The 14,936-nt window shown below is 66.9% G+C and carries 17 protein-coding genes; 7 read left to right on the top strand and 10 right to left on the bottom strand.

What is annotated here, in order from left to right:
• From ACIPK7_RS10635 to ACIPK7_RS10625, 3 genes are all read right to left on the bottom strand, one after another.
• A complete protein-coding gene (locus ACIPK7_RS10635) occupies positions 1-1,191 on the bottom strand; it encodes an acyl-CoA dehydrogenase family protein (RefSeq protein WP_401087588.1) in 1,191 nt (396 codons plus the stop codon).
• Between the two features lie 10 nt (positions 1,192-1,201).
• Positions 1,202-3,295: a 3-hydroxyacyl-CoA dehydrogenase NAD-binding domain-containing protein gene (locus ACIPK7_RS10630; RefSeq protein ID WP_401087586.1), complete on the bottom strand. Its 2,094-nt coding sequence runs from the start codon at positions 3,293-3,295 to the stop codon at positions 1,202-1,204.
• A gap of 111 nt (positions 3,296-3,406) precedes the next feature.
• Positions 3,407-3,697, bottom strand: a complete 291-nt coding sequence (locus ACIPK7_RS10625) for a hypothetical protein (protein ID WP_401087584.1) — start codon at positions 3,695-3,697, stop codon at positions 3,407-3,409.
• A gap of 164 nt (positions 3,698-3,861) precedes the next feature.
• Here ACIPK7_RS10625 and ACIPK7_RS10620 point away from each other — a divergent pair, with 164 nt between their 5' ends.
• A complete protein-coding gene (locus ACIPK7_RS10620; RefSeq protein ID WP_401087582.1) occupies positions 3,862-4,812 on the top strand; it encodes an alpha/beta fold hydrolase in 951 nt (316 codons plus the stop codon).
• A gap of 1 nt (position 4,813) precedes the next feature.
• Here ACIPK7_RS10620 and ACIPK7_RS10615 read toward each other — a convergent pair whose 3' ends face one another.
• Both ACIPK7_RS10615 and ACIPK7_RS10610 read right to left on the bottom strand, forming a co-directional pair.
• The gene (locus ACIPK7_RS10615) at positions 4,814-5,269 is read right to left on the bottom strand and encodes a GNAT family N-acetyltransferase (RefSeq protein WP_401087581.1); all 456 of its coding nucleotides are present in this window, start codon (positions 5,267-5,269) and stop codon (positions 4,814-4,816) included.
• A gap of 56 nt (positions 5,270-5,325) precedes the next feature.
• On the bottom strand, positions 5,326-6,243 hold the full coding sequence (locus ACIPK7_RS10610; protein ID WP_401087579.1) for a LysR family transcriptional regulator: 918 nt from the start codon (positions 6,241-6,243) through the stop codon (positions 5,326-5,328).
• 97 nt (positions 6,244-6,340) lie between these two features.
• Here ACIPK7_RS10610 and ACIPK7_RS10605 point away from each other — a divergent pair, with 97 nt between their 5' ends.
• Positions 6,341-6,628, top strand: a complete 288-nt coding sequence (locus ACIPK7_RS10605; protein WP_138213394.1) for a DUF2218 domain-containing protein — start codon at positions 6,341-6,343, stop codon at positions 6,626-6,628.
• 243 nt (positions 6,629-6,871) lie between these two features.
• Here the strand turns inward: ACIPK7_RS10605 and ACIPK7_RS10600 are convergent, their stop codons facing one another.
• Positions 6,872-7,153 (bottom strand): type II toxin-antitoxin system RelE/ParE family toxin, encoded by a 282-nt coding sequence (locus ACIPK7_RS10600; RefSeq protein ID WP_081518921.1) that lies wholly within the window; start codon positions 7,151-7,153, stop codon positions 6,872-6,874.
• Positions 7,150-7,377, bottom strand: a complete 228-nt coding sequence (locus ACIPK7_RS10595) for a CopG family ribbon-helix-helix protein (protein WP_192432478.1) — start codon at positions 7,375-7,377, stop codon at positions 7,150-7,152. The genes ACIPK7_RS10600 and ACIPK7_RS10595 overlap by 4 nt, the downstream gene beginning before the upstream one ends.
• A 262-nt stretch (positions 7,378-7,639) precedes the next feature.
• Between ACIPK7_RS10595 and ACIPK7_RS10590 the strand changes: the two genes are divergently transcribed.
• The 5 genes from ACIPK7_RS10590 to ACIPK7_RS10570 all read left to right on the top strand — a co-directional run bounded on the left by ACIPK7_RS10590 (position 7,640) and on the right by ACIPK7_RS10570 (position 12,142).
• Complete coding sequence (locus ACIPK7_RS10590; RefSeq protein WP_192432477.1) at positions 7,640-9,025, top strand: sodium:solute symporter; 1,386 nt, start codon at positions 7,640-7,642, stop codon at positions 9,023-9,025.
• A gap of 25 nt (positions 9,026-9,050) precedes the next feature.
• The gene (gene speB, locus ACIPK7_RS10585; RefSeq protein ID WP_192383466.1) at positions 9,051-10,007 is read left to right on the top strand and encodes an agmatinase; all 957 of its coding nucleotides are present in this window, start codon (positions 9,051-9,053) and stop codon (positions 10,005-10,007) included.
• Positions 10,008-10,082: 75 nt separating this feature from the next.
• Positions 10,083-11,006 (top strand): LysR family transcriptional regulator, encoded by a 924-nt coding sequence (locus tag ACIPK7_RS10580; protein ID WP_192432476.1) that lies wholly within the window; start codon positions 10,083-10,085, stop codon positions 11,004-11,006.
• Positions 11,003-11,725 carry a phytanoyl-CoA dioxygenase family protein gene (locus tag ACIPK7_RS10575; RefSeq protein WP_401087576.1) on the top strand — a complete coding sequence of 241 codons (723 nt, stop codon included), beginning with the start codon at positions 11,003-11,005 and terminating at the stop codon, positions 11,723-11,725. Before ACIPK7_RS10580 ends, ACIPK7_RS10575 begins: the two co-directional genes overlap by 4 nt.
• 15 nt (positions 11,726-11,740) lie before the next feature.
• Positions 11,741-12,142 (top strand): GFA family protein, encoded by a 402-nt coding sequence (locus ACIPK7_RS10570; RefSeq protein ID WP_151188889.1) that lies wholly within the window; start codon positions 11,741-11,743, stop codon positions 12,140-12,142.
• Positions 12,143-12,272: 130 nt separating this feature from the next.
• Here ACIPK7_RS10570 and ACIPK7_RS10565 read toward each other — a convergent pair whose 3' ends face one another.
• From ACIPK7_RS10565 to ACIPK7_RS10555, 3 genes are read right to left on the bottom strand one after another with little or no spacing between them, the layout of a single operon-like run.
• Complete coding sequence (locus ACIPK7_RS10565) at positions 12,273-14,231, bottom strand: DUF4105 domain-containing protein (protein WP_401087574.1); 1,959 nt, start codon at positions 14,229-14,231, stop codon at positions 12,273-12,275.
• Positions 14,228-14,563 carry a DUF2388 domain-containing protein gene (locus ACIPK7_RS10560; RefSeq protein ID WP_017517696.1) on the bottom strand — a complete coding sequence of 112 codons (336 nt, stop codon included), beginning with the start codon at positions 14,561-14,563 and terminating at the stop codon, positions 14,228-14,230. The genes ACIPK7_RS10565 and ACIPK7_RS10560 overlap by 4 nt, the downstream gene beginning before the upstream one ends.
• 37 nt (positions 14,564-14,600) lie before the next feature.
• A complete protein-coding gene (locus ACIPK7_RS10555; RefSeq protein ID WP_081518915.1) occupies positions 14,601-14,894 on the bottom strand; it encodes a DUF2388 domain-containing protein in 294 nt (97 codons plus the stop codon).
• Between the last annotated feature and the right edge of the window lie 42 nt (positions 14,895-14,936).

The raw sequence follows: 14,936 nt of genomic DNA, 5'->3' as shown, positions 1-14,936 counted from the left end.
TCACAGCTCGAGAATCATCTTGGAGACGATGTTCTTCTGGATTTCGTTGGAGCCGCCGAAGATCGACAGCTTGCGCAGGTTGAAGTACTGGCTGGCCGGCGCGGCCGAGTAGTCCGCGTGCAATGCCTCGCTGCCCAGCTCGAACTCGTCCTCGATGAAGGGCAGCGCGTAGGGACCGATCACCTTGCGCAGCAGGTGGCTGATCGCCTGGCGGATCTCGGTGCCCTTCACTTTCAGGATCGAGCTTTCCGCGCCCGGCACGCCGCCTTCGCGGGCGGCGGCGAGGATGCGCAGCGTGCTCATCTCGATGGCCATCAGCTGCATCTCCACCTCCGCCACCTGGGCGCGGAACAGCGGGTCTTCGAGCATCGGTTTGCCGTCGCACTGCTCGCGGCTGGCGACCTGCTTCAGGTGCGCGAGCACCGCCTTGGACGCGCCGATGCCGGCCAGCCCGGTGCGCTCGTAGGTCAGCAGGTACTTGGCGCAGGTCCAGCCTTCGTTCTCGCGGCCTACCAGGTTTTCCACCGGCACGCGCACGTTGTCGAAGAACACCTCGTTGACCTCGTGCTCGCCATCCAGGGTGATGATCGGGCGCACGGTGATGCCGGGGCTCTGCATGTCGATCAGCAGGAAGCTGATGCCGCGCTGCTGCTGGGCTTCGGGGTCGGTGCGCACCAGACAGAAGATCCAGTCGGCGTGCTGGCCGAGGGTGGTCCAGGTCTTCTGGCCGTTCACCACGTAATGGTCGCCGTCGCGCACGGCGCGGGTCTTCAGCGACGCGAGGTCGGAGCCGGCGCCCGGCTCGGAGTAGCCCTGGCACCACCAGTCGGTGCCGTCGAGGATGCGCGGCAGGTAGTGCGCCTGCTGCTCGGGCGTGCCGAACTTGATGATCACCGGGGCGACCATGTTGACGCCGAAGGGGATGGTGCGCGGCGCGCCGAAGGCGGCGCATTCTTCTTCGAAGATGTGCTTTTGCACGGCGTTCCAGCCGGTGCCGCCGAACTCCTCCGGCCAATGCGTGGCGTACCAGCCCTGTTCGGCGAGCACGCGCTGCCAGCGCTGGTGGTCGCCCTTGTTCAGGTGTTTGCCCAGGCGCACCTTGGTGGCGATGTCCTGGGGCAGTTTGGTTTGCAGGAAGTGGCGGACTTCATCGCGGAACGCCAGTTCGTCGGGGGTGAAATGGATGTCCATGGCAGGTCCTCTACAGATCGGCGAAGCGGCGGCCTTCGGCCGCCAGGCGTTCGAGCAGCGGAGCGGGCTGCCACCAGGCGCCGAGGCGCTGGTGGAACTCGCGGATTCGTTCGAGCACTTGCGCAAGGCCCACGCTGTCGGCGTAGAACAGCGGGCCGCCGCGCCAGGCAGGGAAGCCGTAGCCGTTGAGGAAGATCACATCGACGTCGCTGGCGCGCTGGGCGATGCCTTCGTCGAGGATGTTGGCGGCCTCGTTGATCAGCGCGTAGAGGCAGCGCTCGACGATTTCTTCATCAGCGACCGGCGCGCGGGTGATGCCGCGCTCGGCGGCGGCCTGCTCCAGCATGGCCGGCAGTGCCGGGTTGTCTTGCGCGGCGCGTCCGCCTTCGCCGTAGTGGTAAAAGCCGGTACCGGACTTTTGCCCGAGCATGCCGGCGGCGATCAGGTGATCGAGCACCGTGGGCAGGGTCTGGCCGGGCTTGAGGTTCGGCCGCTGGCGCGAGCGAATCGCGTGGCTGATGTCGAGGCCGGAGAGGTCGCGCACCGCCAGCGGCCCCATGGCCATGCCGAAAGTGCGCAGCGCGCGGTCTACCTGCGCGGGTGCGGCGCCCTCCTCCAGGAGGAATTCGGCTTGGCGGCCGTATTGGAAAATCATGCGGTTGCCGACGAAACCGTCGCACGCGCCGACCACTACCGAGACCTTCTTCAGGCGCTTGCCCAGTTGCATGGCGGTGGCCAGCACGGCATCCGAGGTAGCCTTGCCGCGTACCACTTCGAGCAGGCGCATGACGTTGGCCGGGCTGAAGAAGTGCAGGCCGACGACGTCCTGCGGACGCTGGGTGAAGGCGGCGATTTCGTCGAGGTCCAGCGACGAGGTGTTGCTGGCGAGAATCGCGCCGGGTTTGCAGACCGCGTCCAATCGTCCGAAGACCTGGCGCTTCACCTCCAGGCTCTCGAACACGGCTTCGACGACCACGTCGGCATCGCCCAGCGCGGCGTAGTCGAGCACGCCGCTGATCATGCCCAGGCGCAGCTCCATCTCTTCAGCGCTCAGGCTGCCGCGCGCCACGCTGGCGGCGTACAGGCCGCGGGCGCGGTCGAGGCCGCGTTGCAGAGCTTCTTCATTCACTTCCAGCAGTTGCACCGGAATGCCGGCGTTGGCGAAGCACAGCACGATGCCGACACCCATGGTGCCGCCACCGATGACCGCGGCGCGGCGGATGTCCCGTGGCTGCACGTCGGCGGCCAGTCCGTCGACCCGCGCCGCTTCGCGCTCGGCGAAGAAGGCGTGGATCAGCGCGGCGCGCTGCGGCGATTCCATGCATTGCATGAACAGCTCGCGCTCGCGCAGCAGGCCTTCACGCAGCGGCAATTGCGTCGCCGCTTCCACCGCGTCGATGCAGCGCAGCGGGGAGAACTGGCCGGGCAGGCGCTTCTGCACTTCGCCGCGCTTGTGGGCGATCAGCTCGGCGAGGCCGCTTTCCTGCACGCGCTCGTTGCGCTCGCCGGTGCGGCGCGGGCCCTTGCCGTCCGCCAGCAGCCGTTGGGCGAAGGCGAGGCCGGCTTCGATCAGGTCGCCGTCGAACAGGTCGTCGACGATGTTGAATTCGAGGGCCTGCGGCGCGCGGACCGGCGCGCCGGAGACGATCATGTCCAGGGCTTTTTCCACACCCGCGAGACGCGGCAGGCGCTGGGTGCCGCCGGCGCCTGGCAGCAGCCCGAGCTTCACTTCCGGCAGGCCGACCTGGGCATCGCGGCGGGCGATGCGGTAGTGGCACGCCAGGGCGACTTCCAGCCCGCCGCCCAGGGCGGTGCCGTGGATCACGGCGACGCTGGGCTTGCTGGCGCCCTCTAGGATTTCGACCACTTCGGGCAGGGACGGCGCCTGCGGCGGCTTGCCGAACTCGCGGATATCAGCGCCGGCCATGAAGGTGCGCCCAGCGCAGACCAGTACCACCGCACGCACCTGCGGATCGGCCTCGGTCTGCTGGAAGGCGGCGAGCAGCCCGGTGCGGACGGAGTGTCCGAGGGCGTTCACAGGTGGGTTGTCGACCGTCACCAAGGCTATCTCGCCCCGGCGTTCGAGCTTTACCGCTTCTGACATGCTGAACTCCGTTCTTAGCGTTGTTTTAACGGAATGATGTTTCGCTGTGCAGAATACGATGTCGATTTTGTTCTGTCGAGTCGGTGCGGGATGGCGCTCTTTGTAGGGCGATTACCTGGCGGGTGGTTGCGTGCTGCCGGCGACCAGCAGGTCGCCGTGCAGCTCGCAGTAGCATTCGTCGTTCCAGCCGTAGTGCGGGTCGCGGCAGGTCGTGTGGCGTACCGGGCCGGTTTCGCCCGGTTTGCGCGTTTTCAGGCTGTCGCGCAGAGCCGCGTAGATCGAGCCGGGCTGTGGCCAGTCGGTGCACACGGGGCCTTCGCCGAGCTGGTTGCCGGCGCGCAGTTCGGCCTGCAGGATGGCGTCGAGTTCCGGGCAGAGCCGGGCAGTGGGCGGGTGCTTCATGGGGTTCCTTCCTTGATGTTGCAGCGGATGCGCTGGGCATTATCAATGCGTTTGCCTTCGACGCTTCACTCTGCGGACAGGTCGTTTCATTCGCCCGGTGAATAGCGTTCGGACTGCCCGCCGGGCTTGGCATAGTGGAGACCGTTACTTGCGAGGGCGCGCCCATGAACGAGTTCGGTCACCAGCTGCTGGCGGTCAACGACATCCAGCTCAGCCTCTACAGTGCCGGGCCGGCGGACGGCAGGCCGGTGTGGCTGCTGCACGGCTTCCCCGAGTGCTGGCATTCCTGGCAGCACCAGATGCGCGCCCTCGCCGCTTCCGGCTATCGCGTGTTCGCCCCGGAAATGCGCGGCTACGGCCAGTCCAGCGCGCCACAGGAAGTGGATGCCTACGACGTATTGACGCTCTGCGGGGATATCCAGGGGGCCATGGATGCGCTGGGGCACGACCGCGTGGCGATGGTCGGGCATGACTGGGGCGCACCGGTGGCGTGGCACCTGGCGCTGCTGGAGCCTGAGCGCGTGGCGGTGTTGGCGACGCTCTCGGTGCCCTTTGCCGGCCGCGCGAAACGTCCGCCGGTGGAAATCATGCGCGAGGTGTTCGCCGGGAAGTTCTTCTACATCCTCTACTTCCAGCAGCCCGGTCGCGCCGAGGCGGAGCTGGATGCGGACATCGCGCTGAGCCTGCGCCACTTCCTCGGTGACAACGTGCGCCTGGCGCCGGATCAGTCTCCCGACGGCCGCCTGTTCGACGGCCTGCCACCGCCGCCGGCGCGCCCGGTCTGGTCCAGCGAAGACGACTTCCAGTGGTATGTGCGCACCTTCGAAGGCCGTGGCTTCCACGGCGCGCTGAACTGGTACCGCAACTTCGAGCGTAGCTGGCAGCGTACCGAGCCGCTGGCCGGGCGTAAGGTCGAGCAGCCGACGCTGTTCCTGATCGGCGACCGCGATCCGGTCGGGCGCTTCGAGGCTTACACCGTGCAGCGCATGCCCGAGCACGTGCCCAACCTCGAACAGCATGTGCTGGAGAACTGCGGCCACTGGATCCAGAGCCAACAGCCGGAGCGGGTGAACGCGCTGCTCGGAGACTTCTTCGGCCGGCACTACCCGGCCTGAGTCAGGCCTCGCGGCGCATGCCGATGTGCGGGATGTCGTCCTCCAGGTAGACCTCGGTCACCGCCGAGAACCCATAACGACCGTAGTAGCCCTGCAGGTGCGCCTGGGCCGAGAGGTACACCGGCAGCCCCGGCCAGCGCTGGGCGATGGCCTGCAGCGCCTGCTCCATGAGCTGGTGGCCCAGGCCAGTGCCGCGGCCCTGCGGGGCGATCACCACGCGACCGATCACCACGTCGCCGTCGTGGCGTTGCGGGTCGAGCAGGCGCAGGTAGCCGATCAGCTTGCCCTCCTCTTCCACCATCAGGTGGCAGGTGTCGCCAAGCAGGTCCAGGCCATCGACTTCCTGGTAGGGGCACTTCTGTTCCACCACGAAGACTTCGGTGCGCAGCTGCAGGATGGCGTAGAGCTCTTCCTTGGTCAGGTCGCGGTGGTGCTTGCAGGTCCAGTTCAGGGCCATGTGGTGTTCACTCCAATCATCGAGGCGGCGTCTTCAGAGCGGCATGGTAGCGCGCCTTAGACCGGCGCGTGGAAGCGCAGCGTGGTCGAGCCGCCCAGGTGTCGGCGCAACGCTTCGATGGCGACCTTCACCTTGGCCGGCTGGGCATCGCGACGCGGCGTCACGGCGTAGATGCCGAACGGCGGCAGCGACCACTCCGGCAGCAGCCGCACCAGCCTGCCCTCCTCCAGCGCCTCGCGGACTTCCGGCTCCGGTTGGGCGGAAACGCCGAGGCCGTCGAGGGTGAACTGGCGCAGGGCGATCATGCTGTTGGCTGCCACGCGCGCTTCGAGCCGTAGCTTGCAGGACTCCCCGCCCGGCCCGCTGAAGTTCAGGTAGGCCTGGTGCGCCACAGTGTTCAGCGAGAGCCAGTCAATGCCCTGCAGTTGCCGCGGATGGTCGATGGCCGGCATGCGTCGCAGGTAGGCAGGAGCGGCGCAGATGACGTTGTTCCACTCCGCCAGGTGCCTTGCCACCAGGCTGGAATCGGAAAGGCTGCCCACGCGGATCGCGAGGTCGATGCGCTGCTCGATCAGGTCGATCTGCTCGTCGTGGAAGAACAGCTGCAGACGCAGTTGGCGATGATTCTCCAGCAGCGGGCGCAGCGCCTCGGTGATCAGCTTGCCGGAGAAGCCCACCGGCGCGGCCAGACGCAGTTCGCCCACCGGCGCTTCGCGCCATTCGCCCAGGCGCTGCTCGGCCTCCTCGGCGATGGCGAGCATCTGCGCGCAACTTCGGTAGAAGGCTTCGCCGGCCTCGGTCAGCGTCAGCTTGCGGGTGGTGCGGTGCAGCAGCGTGACCTGGGCGTGGGCTTCGAGCTTGCGGATCTGCTGGCTGACCGCCGAAGGCGTCATGCCCAGCGCTTCGGCCGCAGCCGCCATGGAGCCGCGGGCGACCACGGTGGCGAATACCGCCATGCCGCGAAGATTGTCCATTGTGAAGCTCCGCTAAAGAGTGAAAGGCAAAATAGCGGGTTTTTCCCTTGATTGCCGACGCCTAGGATGTCATCTCCCAAAATGGAGAAGAGAAAAGATGCCTTCGAGCCGTGCCACCGTCCCTACCCCCGATGCCGCGCGCTATCTCAAGCGCCTGTGCAACCACTTCGCCCACAAGCTGCCGGTCGAATTGACCGACGACCGTGGCGTGCTGCCCTTCGATTTCGGCACCTGCCGCCTGCACGCGACCCCGGAAGCGCTGCTGATGGACGCCGAGTCCGCTGATGCGGAAGGCCTCGAGCGCCTGCAGAACGTGGTGGTCAGCCACCTCGACCGTTTCGCCTGGAAAGAAGGCCAGCTGCCGGTGAACTGGCAAGCCGCCTGATAGCGCTGGCGAAAAAGCGCAAAAACGAAAAAACCCGGCCAAGGCCGGGTTTTTTGTTGCCTGGAAAAAGCCAGGCGTCGCTGAGATTCCGTGACCATTGTTGCGCCATCTGGTCACTGAAAATCCATGAATTTCAGAATGGTCGATAAAGAGGCCAGCTTCCCGAGAAGTGTGCATTTGATTGCTTTTTAACCAGATTAAAAAGTCAATACTCTGAAATATCTTGTAACCGTGTGGCCACTTTTACCCCGAGTTATCCACACGGTCGATGCGCAAAATCTGCACAGAACGGCCCTTTACTCGGAAAGCGGCCTGGTACGGCCAGCGCTCGACCAACAATTCGCGCACGCCGGGCACCTCGCTGGGCACACCGCTGCTGCTTTGCTCCAGGTTCGCCAGCGGGCTGACCTGCTCGACGATGTCCTGGATGGCCCGCAGCGCCTTCTCCGGGCCGATCAGCACGACGTAATGGTCGTAGATGGCGTCCAGATCGGCGGCGGCCTTATGCGTCCACTGCAGGCTCATGCCAGGCCCCACTTGGCTTCGATGGTCGCGTGCTCCAACAGGTGGCCGGCATCGGCGTCCGCCACCCCTTCATCGATGGCCGCCACGTGCCAACTCTGGCGTTCCAGGTACTGCGCCAGCGCCTGGCGCAGGTGGTAGGGCCGGTCCCGGTGGGTGGCGCGGGCCAGTTGGTCCAGCGCCGCCACAAGGGCGTCATCGGCGCGGAACGAGACAACGGTGGTCACTTTTTGAACAGCTCCGTTTACGCTGTATACAGTGTTTACAACGATAACATACGTATACGAATCAAGCACTTGAGGAGGGAGAAGTTTTTTGCTTCGAGCGCCCGGGAGGGCGTCTGAAGGCCTGTGGATGCGGGCTGGAGCAGCACTTTCGTGGCGGCGAAAGTTGGCTTCCGGCTTCGGGGATTTGTTGGCGGGGCGAGGGGCATCAGGCTGGCGGGGCGAAGGCCTGATTCCCACATAACAACAACAGGAGCCCCCCGCCATGCTGCTCGATTACCTGATCATGCTGGTCTACGCCCTGGGCATGCTTGCCCTGGGCTGGTACGGAATGCGCAAGGCGCGCAACCAGAACGACTTCCTCGTCGCCGGGCGTCGCCTCGGCCCAGGGCTCTACCTGGGCACCATGGCTGCGGTGGTGCTCGGTGGCGCGTCCACCATCGGCACGGTGAAGCTGGGCTACCTCTACGGGCTGTCCGGCCTGTGGCTGGTGTTCATGCTCGGCCTGGGGATCATCGTCCTCAGCCTGGTGTTCTCGCGGCAGATCGCGAGGCTGAAGGTCTACACCGTCACGCAGATCCTCGAGCAGCGCTACCAGGCGTCCTCGCGGCTGATCGGCGGCATCGTGATGGTCGCCTACGACCTGATGGTGGCGGTTACCGCGACCATTGCCATCGGCTCGGTGACCGAGGTGGTCTTCGAGATCCCGCGCATCCCGGCGATCCTCTGCGGCGGTGGCATCGTCATCGTTTATTCGGTGATTGGCGGCATGTGGTCGCTGACCCTCACCGACATCATCCAGTTCGTGATCAAGACCCTCGGCATCTTCGCCGTGCTGCTGCCGTTGTCGATCCACGAGGCGGGCGGCCTGTCGCGCATGCAGGAAGTGCTGCCGGCGGGCTTCTTCGATCTCGGCCACATCGGCCTGGACACCATCCTCACCTACTTCCTGCTGTACTTCTTCGGCGCGCTCATTGGCCAGGACATCTGGCAGCGCGTGTTCACCGCGCGCAGCGAGAAAGTGGTGCGCTACGCCGGCCTCGGCGCGGGCGTCTACTGCATGCTCTATGGCCTGGCCTGTGCACTGATCGGCGCCGCCGCCCACGTTCTGCTGCCCAACCTGGCAGTGCCGGAAAACGCTTACGCCGAAGTCACCCGCCAGGTGCTCCAGCCTGGCCTGCGCGGGCTGGTGGTCGCGGCGGCGCTGTCGGCCATCATGTCCACCGCCTCGGGCTGCCTGCTGGCGGCCGCCACGGTGTTCCAGGAGGACATCTATGCGCGCTTCCTGCGTCCTGGCGCGCCCAACGGCCTGCGTGAGAGCCGCCTGTTCACCTTGATGATGGGCGTGGTGATGCTGGCCCTGGCATGCCTGGTGAACGACGTCATCGGTGCCCTGAGCATCGCCTACAACCTGCTGGTCGGCGGCCTGCTCGTGCCCATTCTCGGCGCCCTGCTGTGGCGTCGTGCCTCCGCACGCGGAGCCATGGCCAGCATCGTGGTCGGCTGCCTGGTGGTGGTCGCCTTCATGGCCATCGATGGCGTGCTCGCCAATACCCCCATCGCCTACGGCCTGCTCGCCAGCCTGATCACCTTCGTGGTGGTCAGCCTCGCCGGCGCACCCGCCGCCAGCCTGCAGGCGCAGGCCGACTGAATCTCAATCCGACAGGAGACGCCCCATGCCCCATGATTTCCCGCAGCCCCTGGACGCCGCCCAGATTCCGCGTTTCGCCGGCATCCCCAGCTTCATGCGCCTGCCGATCTTCGAGGACCCGGCGCAGGTGGATATCGCCCTGCTCGGCGTGCCCTGGGACGGTGGCACCACCAACCGCGCCGGCGCCCGCCACGGTCCGCGCGAGGTTCGCAACCAGTCGAGTCTGATGCGCAAGGTGCACCACGTCAGCCACATCGCGCCCTATGACCTGCTGCGCATCGGCGACATCGGCGACGCCCCGGTGAACCCCATCGACCTGCTCGATTCGCTCAAGCAGATTGAGGGCTTCTATCGGCGCATCCACGCCGCCGGCACCATCCCGCTGTCGGTGGGCGGCGACCACCTGGTGACCCTGCCGATCTTCCGCGCGCTGGCCGCCGAGCGACCCATTGGCATGGTGCATTTCGACGCCCACTCCGACACCAACGACCGCTACTTCGGCGACAACCCCTATACCCACGGCACGCCGTTCCGTCGCGCCATCGAGGAAGGGCTGCTGGACCCGAAACGCACGGTGCAGATCGGCATTCGCGGCTCGATCTACGACGCCGACGACGAAGCCTTCGCCCTTGAGCAAGGCATCCGGGTGATCCACATGGAAGAGTTCGCAGACCTGGGCGTCGCCGCCACGCTGGCCGAAGTGCGTCGGGTGGTGGGGCAGGGCCCGACCTACGTGACCTTCGATGTCGACGTGCTCGACCCGGCCTACGCGCCCGGCACCGGAACGCCGGAGATCGGTGGCATGACGACCCTGGAGGCGCAGCACATGATCCGCGGACTGCAGGGGTTGAACCTCATCGGCGCCGATGTGGTGGAGGTTTCGCCGCCGTTCGACCAGGGCGGAGCGACCGCGCTGGTCGGTGCCACCATGATGTTCGAGTTACTCTGCGTGCTCGCTGATTCGGTCGCCGCACGCCGTTGACCACCCTGGGGGTTCACGGGGCGGCGCGCTCGGCGCTATAACGAAAGACCTGCGCCCGCCGCCACGAGAACTCCCATGCTGGGCAATCTTTCCGATATCGACCTGCGCCTGCTGCGCACCTTCTGCACCATCGTCGAGGCGGGCGGCTTCACCGCCGCCCAGGTGCGGCTTAACACCAGCCTGTCGCGGCTGAGCGTGCTGGTGCGCGATCTCGAACTGCGCCTGGGCTATTCGCTATGCCGGCGCGGCAGCAGCGGTTTCCAGCTCACCGAGGAAGGGCAGCAGCTTTACGAGGCGGCGCTCGGGTTGTTCGTCGACATCGAGCGCTTCCGCGAGCAGGTGACCGGCCTCGGCGGCCGCGATCGGGAAGTGCTGCACCTGGGCTGCGTCGACGGTGTGCTCGGCCAGCACTGCTGGCCGCTGCCGCTGGCGCTCCGACTGTTCCGCGCGGGTAACCCGAGGGTGCGCCTGAACCTGCACACCCAGCGCCCGGACGAGCTGGAAAACGCCGTGCTGGAGGAACGCCTGCAACTGGCCATCGGCGCCTTCCATCATCGCTTGTCGGGGCTGCGCTACCAACTGCTGTTCCGCGAAGAGCAGAACCTCTACTGCGCCCAGGGGCACCCGTTCTTCGAGCGTGCGCAGGACGAGCCTTCCCTGGAGCAGATCTGCGCGGCCGAATACGTCGGCCGCGGCTACATGACCGAAAGCCGCCGGCCCCACGGGCTGGTCTTCAGTCGCGCCACCAATGCCTACAGCATGGAGGCCATCGCCAACCTGGTGTTCAGCGGCACCTTCATCGGCTACCTGCCCACGCACTACGCGACGGAATGGGTCGCACAGGATCGCTTGCGGGCGATCCGCCCTGCGCAGCTGGCCTATGTTTCGGAGTTCCATTGCGTAACGCGCCAGGGTGCCGAGCCGGGCGAGGTGCTGGGCGCCTTCCTCGACGCCCTTGAGCGCGCCCAGGCTGAACTGGGTAGCGGGGAGCCGGCATGAGCGACGGCCTGCAGGCATTGCGCGAGGAAGGCTTCGTCCTGCTGCGCGGCCTGCTGGACGCCAAGCAGGTGGCCCAGGTGCGTACGCTGATCGACGACCTGCGCCCGCTGCACTGGGACTACGAAGGGCTGGTGGATCACTACAAGTGCGTGTTCAACCGCTCGCCGAGCTGGCTGCCCTTTCTCGATCCACCGGGGTTGATCGAGCTTGCGGAAGCCGCGCTGGGCGCGGACTGCCATGTGATCGGCCAGACCGCCTGGCGCTGCCATCCCGGCTTCATCGGCGCGGACATGCACCAGGACTACCTGCCCGTTGCGCTTCCGGGAGCGGACCTGGAACTGCCAATGTTCATCTGCACGGCGCAGGTCTATCTCGATGACATCGATGATGCGCTGTGCCCCACCTGGGTGATCCCCGGCAGCCATCGCGCCGGCCGCGCGCCGGCACCGGACGAGCGCGAATGGGCGGGCAGGACGGCCGAGCCGGTGCTCTGCCGCGCGGGCGATTGCCTGCTGTTTCGCAGCGACTTGTGGCACGCCGGCAGCCGCAACCTGAGCGAGCGCACGCGCTACCTGCTGCAGGTGCACTATGGGCGCCGGATGGTCGCGCAGAAGTTCTCGCCCTACCTGGACTGGACCTTCAACCCCGAGGTGCTCGCCGCCTGCACGGCGCGACAACGCCGGCTGCTGGGCGATCACGAAGAGGCCGAGTACGACTGAATGGGAGACTCACTGATGAAGGCTGTACATGCCGGCGGCTGCCACTGCGGCCAGCTGCGCTACGAGTGCGACGCCGAACTGAAGGACGTCGCCCATTGCCATTGCTCGATCTGCCGGCGCACCACCGGCGGTATCGTCACCACCTGGGCCACGGTGCCACTAGGCAGCTTCCGCTGGACCCTCGGGACGCCGGCCGAGTATCGCTCCTCGGCGTCCTGCATCCGCTACTTCTGCAGTCGCTGCGGCGCGCAGCTGGCGCTGTTCACCGACCAGGCACCGGAGACCCTCGACCTCACGACGGCGACGCTGGACGAGGTGGCGACGGTGCTGCCGGACCGGCATATCTGGGTGAAGAGCCGGCTGCCCTGGATACACCTGGACGAGCAGTTGGAAGAGGAGTGGGAAGAGAAGCTGTAACGCTGCCGCACCGACGTCAGGGTGACGCTTCGCAGGATGGGTGGAGCGCAGCGATACCCATGCGGTCGGCGCGGCGGATTGATGGGTATCGCTGCGCTCCACACCATCCTACAAGGGCAGTCACGGAGTCTCAGGGCAGCTCCAGTCCGCCCGACGCCTTGTGCAGCTCGCGCAGGTGCGCGCCGATCTGCTTGGTATTGGCTTCCAGCGCGGCCAGTTCGTCGCGGCGTTCCGGTGTCAGCAGGGCGCGGACTTCACGGTCGAGGTTGTCGCTGAGCTGGCGCAGGCGCTGCTGGCGCTGCTGCGTCTGTTTCTCCAGGGTTGCCGTCTCCGGCGCCTGGGGCAGGCCGTAGCCGCCGTCGAGCAGCTCGGCCGGGCGGCTGAGGAAGCCGCTGTCGTCGAGGATCTGCTGCAAGGTCTTGCCGGCCGCGGCGAGGTCCGGCTTGCTCTGCATGGCGTCCGGGTTGCTCAGGTACAGGCGCTTGAGTTCGTCCTGGGCCAACAGCAGCTGGCGGCGCAGCGAGGCCTGTTCGAGCAGCAGCAGGGCGGCGCTCGAGCGCAGGTCGGCCTTGTCGAACCACGGGCGGCGCTCGACGGCGGGCAGGGCGAGCCAGTCCTCGACCTTGTCCTGCGGGACGTTCATGCGCTGCTTCAGCACATCGAACATGGCCTGGTAGCGGTCGCGGAAGGAGTCGAAGCGATAGCCCAGGCGCAGCGCTTCCTTGGGGTTGTCCAGCACGCTGGCGTCGGCGATGCCCTTGTTCTCCAGCAGGCCGAGCACGCCATAGGGCGTGATGCTGTCCATGCTCTGCAGGCTCTGGCGCTGGATGCCGCTGCGTAGCAGCTTGAGCGTCTCCACCGCGCAGTTGTTGGACAGGAAGTAGTAGTTGCCGTCGTAGCTCCAGTGGCTCTGCGCCGAGCGCTCCACCAGGCTGGCGACCTCGTCGCGGCTGAGCTTGAGCGGAATCGAGGCGAGGCTGCGCAGCTCGACCTTGGTGTATTCCTCGATCACCTGGGACAGCGGCAGCACGAACAGGCGCGAGGGGTAGGCGCCGGTCAGGCCGTCCCAGCTGGAGAGCTGCAGATCGCCGACGAAGGCGCGGTAGGACAGCACCAGGTGCTGGTCGAGGTCCAGGCGGCAGGCCGGGCCGCGCGGGCGCCCCGGTGCGCAGACCACCAGGCGCAGCATGGTGTGGCCCCAGCGGCTGGCGATCTCGTTGTTGGCCTCGGCGATCAGATAGTCGACCTCGTAGACACGCTCCGGGTCGAGATACCCCAACGGCTGGCGGCCGAAGTCGCGGCCGGCGTTGAGGTAGGCGTACTGCGTCGAGCATTCGTCGTGCGGACGCTCGCCGAAGCGTTCCGCGTAGTAGCGGTACAGAGCCGGGCGGCGGCAGGCGAAGCTGCGGTCGAGGAGGAAGTACTCCATGTTCACCGCGACGTACTCGCGCGGGTTGGTCAGCTCGTAGCGGTCCGGGCTGCGCAGCAGGAAACGGTTGTGCTGTTCGCGCTCGCCATGTTTGCCGGCGTATTGCGGCCAGCCGGCGAGGTCGAGCAGGCGCGGGTCGTCCGAGAGGCTGAAGCGGCGGCCGGTCTGGCCACGGCAGTCGTCCGGTGCGCCGACGCGGCCCAGGCTCTTGTCGCGCATCGTGCAGCGACGGATCACCCGGCCTTCTTCGGTATCCCAGAGGCGCGCGCGGTCGTAGAGGTGAGTCAGCTCATGGAGCAGGGTGGCCAGCAGTTCGCGGCGCAGGGTGCCGTGGGTGCGGCCGGTCTGCTCGGTGGCGGCGCTGCCGTCGGTGAGCGGGCCGAGGTAGCGGGTGTTCAGGGCGATGGCGCCGGGGCGCAGGGTGCGGCCCATGCCATTGCTGGGCAGGTCGTCGCGCCACTGCACCTGGACGCTGCGGTCCAGGCGCTGCACGAAGCTGTCCGGCAGGGTGTGGAGGGCTTCGTCCAGCAGTTGCTGGCTGGCCTGGCGCTGGGCGGCGCTCAGGCCGTCGGCGTCCAGTTCCAGGCGGAGCGAGGCGTGGCTGCTGGCGGCGACGATAAGCGCCAGGGCCGCCAGCCAGCGGCCAGCCCGGAGTCTCACAGAGCGAGGATGGCTTCGGCCAGGTCCTGGTCGGAGGCTTCGCGAGCCTGCGGCACCTGCTCGCGCAGTACCTTGAACGCGGCTTCCAGTTGCGCACCACGGATCGCGCCGTCGCTGCCAACGTAGCTGGCGGCATCGTCACGGGCTTCGCGGACGACTTTCATGTCACGCACGGAGGTGGTGGTGTCCGAGGTGAAGTCGATGCTGCGGGCGAAGGCGTTGGTGGTGATGTTGAACACGCGGACCACCGATTGGGCCTGGGCGGTGGAGGCGCAGGCGGCAAGCAGGAGGCCGAGGATCAGGGGGCTCTTGGAAAGCGAGCTGAGGCGCATGGATGTCTCCGAAAGGGCAGCGGGAGCTGCTCACGACTTATTTGGCAAGAATTGCTTCGGCCAGTTCCCGATCGTTCGCCGCCAGCTCCGGATGCCGCTGACGCAGCCAGTGCAGCGCAGCCTCCAGGCGGGCACCGCGCAGGGCTCCATCGGTGGCAACGAACTGCGCCGCGTCGTCGCGGGCGCCGCGCAGCAGTTTGTTGTCGAAGGGCGCGCTGGTGACCTGGCTGGTGGCGTAGCTGGTCGCGACCGGAAACTGGGTGGTCTGGTCGAATGCCCAGGCGGGCAGCGAACAGGTCAGCAGCGGCAGCAGGAACAGCAGGGTACGCATGGGCTTGGACAATCGAGAAAGCACGGCCGCCAAGGCTAACGG

This window comes from Pseudomonas sp. NPDC086581 (assembly GCF_044746165.1).
Lineage (GTDB): Bacteria > Pseudomonadota > Gammaproteobacteria > Pseudomonadales > Pseudomonadaceae > Pseudomonas.
Note: the sequence above shows the minus strand (reverse complement) of the source record. Positions and strands in the feature narration are given on the sequence as shown.

Excerpts from the sequence above, each read along its gene's own strand:
- ACIPK7_RS10630 (WP_401087586.1), bottom strand. The coding sequence starts at position 3,295 with ATGTCAGAAGCGGTAAAGCTCGAACGCCGGGGCGAGATAGCCTTGGTG.
- ACIPK7_RS10575 (WP_401087576.1), top strand. The coding sequence starts at position 11,003 with ATGAGCGACGGCCTGCAGGCATTGCGCGAGGAAGGCTTCGTCCTGCTG.
- speB (WP_192383466.1), top strand. The coding sequence starts at position 9,051 with ATGCCCCATGATTTCCCGCAGCCCCTGGACGCCGCCCAGATTCCGCGT.
- ACIPK7_RS10555 (WP_081518915.1), bottom strand. The coding sequence starts at position 14,894 with ATGCGTACCCTGCTGTTCCTGCTGCCGCTGCTGACCTGTTCGCTGCCC.
- ACIPK7_RS10570 (WP_151188889.1), top strand. The coding sequence starts at position 11,741 with ATGAAGGCTGTACATGCCGGCGGCTGCCACTGCGGCCAGCTGCGCTAC.
- ACIPK7_RS10605 (WP_138213394.1), top strand. The coding sequence starts at position 6,341 with ATGCCTTCGAGCCGTGCCACCGTCCCTACCCCCGATGCCGCGCGCTAT.
- ACIPK7_RS10620 (WP_401087582.1), top strand. The coding sequence starts at position 3,862 with ATGAACGAGTTCGGTCACCAGCTGCTGGCGGTCAACGACATCCAGCTC.
- ACIPK7_RS10635 (WP_401087588.1), bottom strand. The coding sequence starts at position 1,191 with ATGGACATCCATTTCACCCCCGACGAACTGGCGTTCCGCGATGAAGTC.
- ACIPK7_RS10615 (WP_401087581.1), bottom strand. The coding sequence starts at position 5,269 with ATGGCCCTGAACTGGACCTGCAAGCACCACCGCGACCTGACCAAGGAA.
- ACIPK7_RS10625 (WP_401087584.1), bottom strand. The coding sequence starts at position 3,697 with ATGAAGCACCCGCCCACTGCCCGGCTCTGCCCGGAACTCGACGCCATC.
- ACIPK7_RS10590 (WP_192432477.1), top strand. The coding sequence starts at position 7,640 with ATGCTGCTCGATTACCTGATCATGCTGGTCTACGCCCTGGGCATGCTT.
- ACIPK7_RS10610 (WP_401087579.1), bottom strand. The coding sequence starts at position 6,243 with ATGGACAATCTTCGCGGCATGGCGGTATTCGCCACCGTGGTCGCCCGC.
- ACIPK7_RS10600 (WP_081518921.1), bottom strand. The coding sequence starts at position 7,153 with ATGAGCCTGCAGTGGACGCATAAGGCCGCCGCCGATCTGGACGCCATC.
- ACIPK7_RS10580 (WP_192432476.1), top strand. The coding sequence starts at position 10,083 with ATGCTGGGCAATCTTTCCGATATCGACCTGCGCCTGCTGCGCACCTTC.
- ACIPK7_RS10560 (WP_017517696.1), bottom strand. The coding sequence starts at position 14,563 with ATGCGCCTCAGCTCGCTTTCCAAGAGCCCCCTGATCCTCGGCCTCCTG.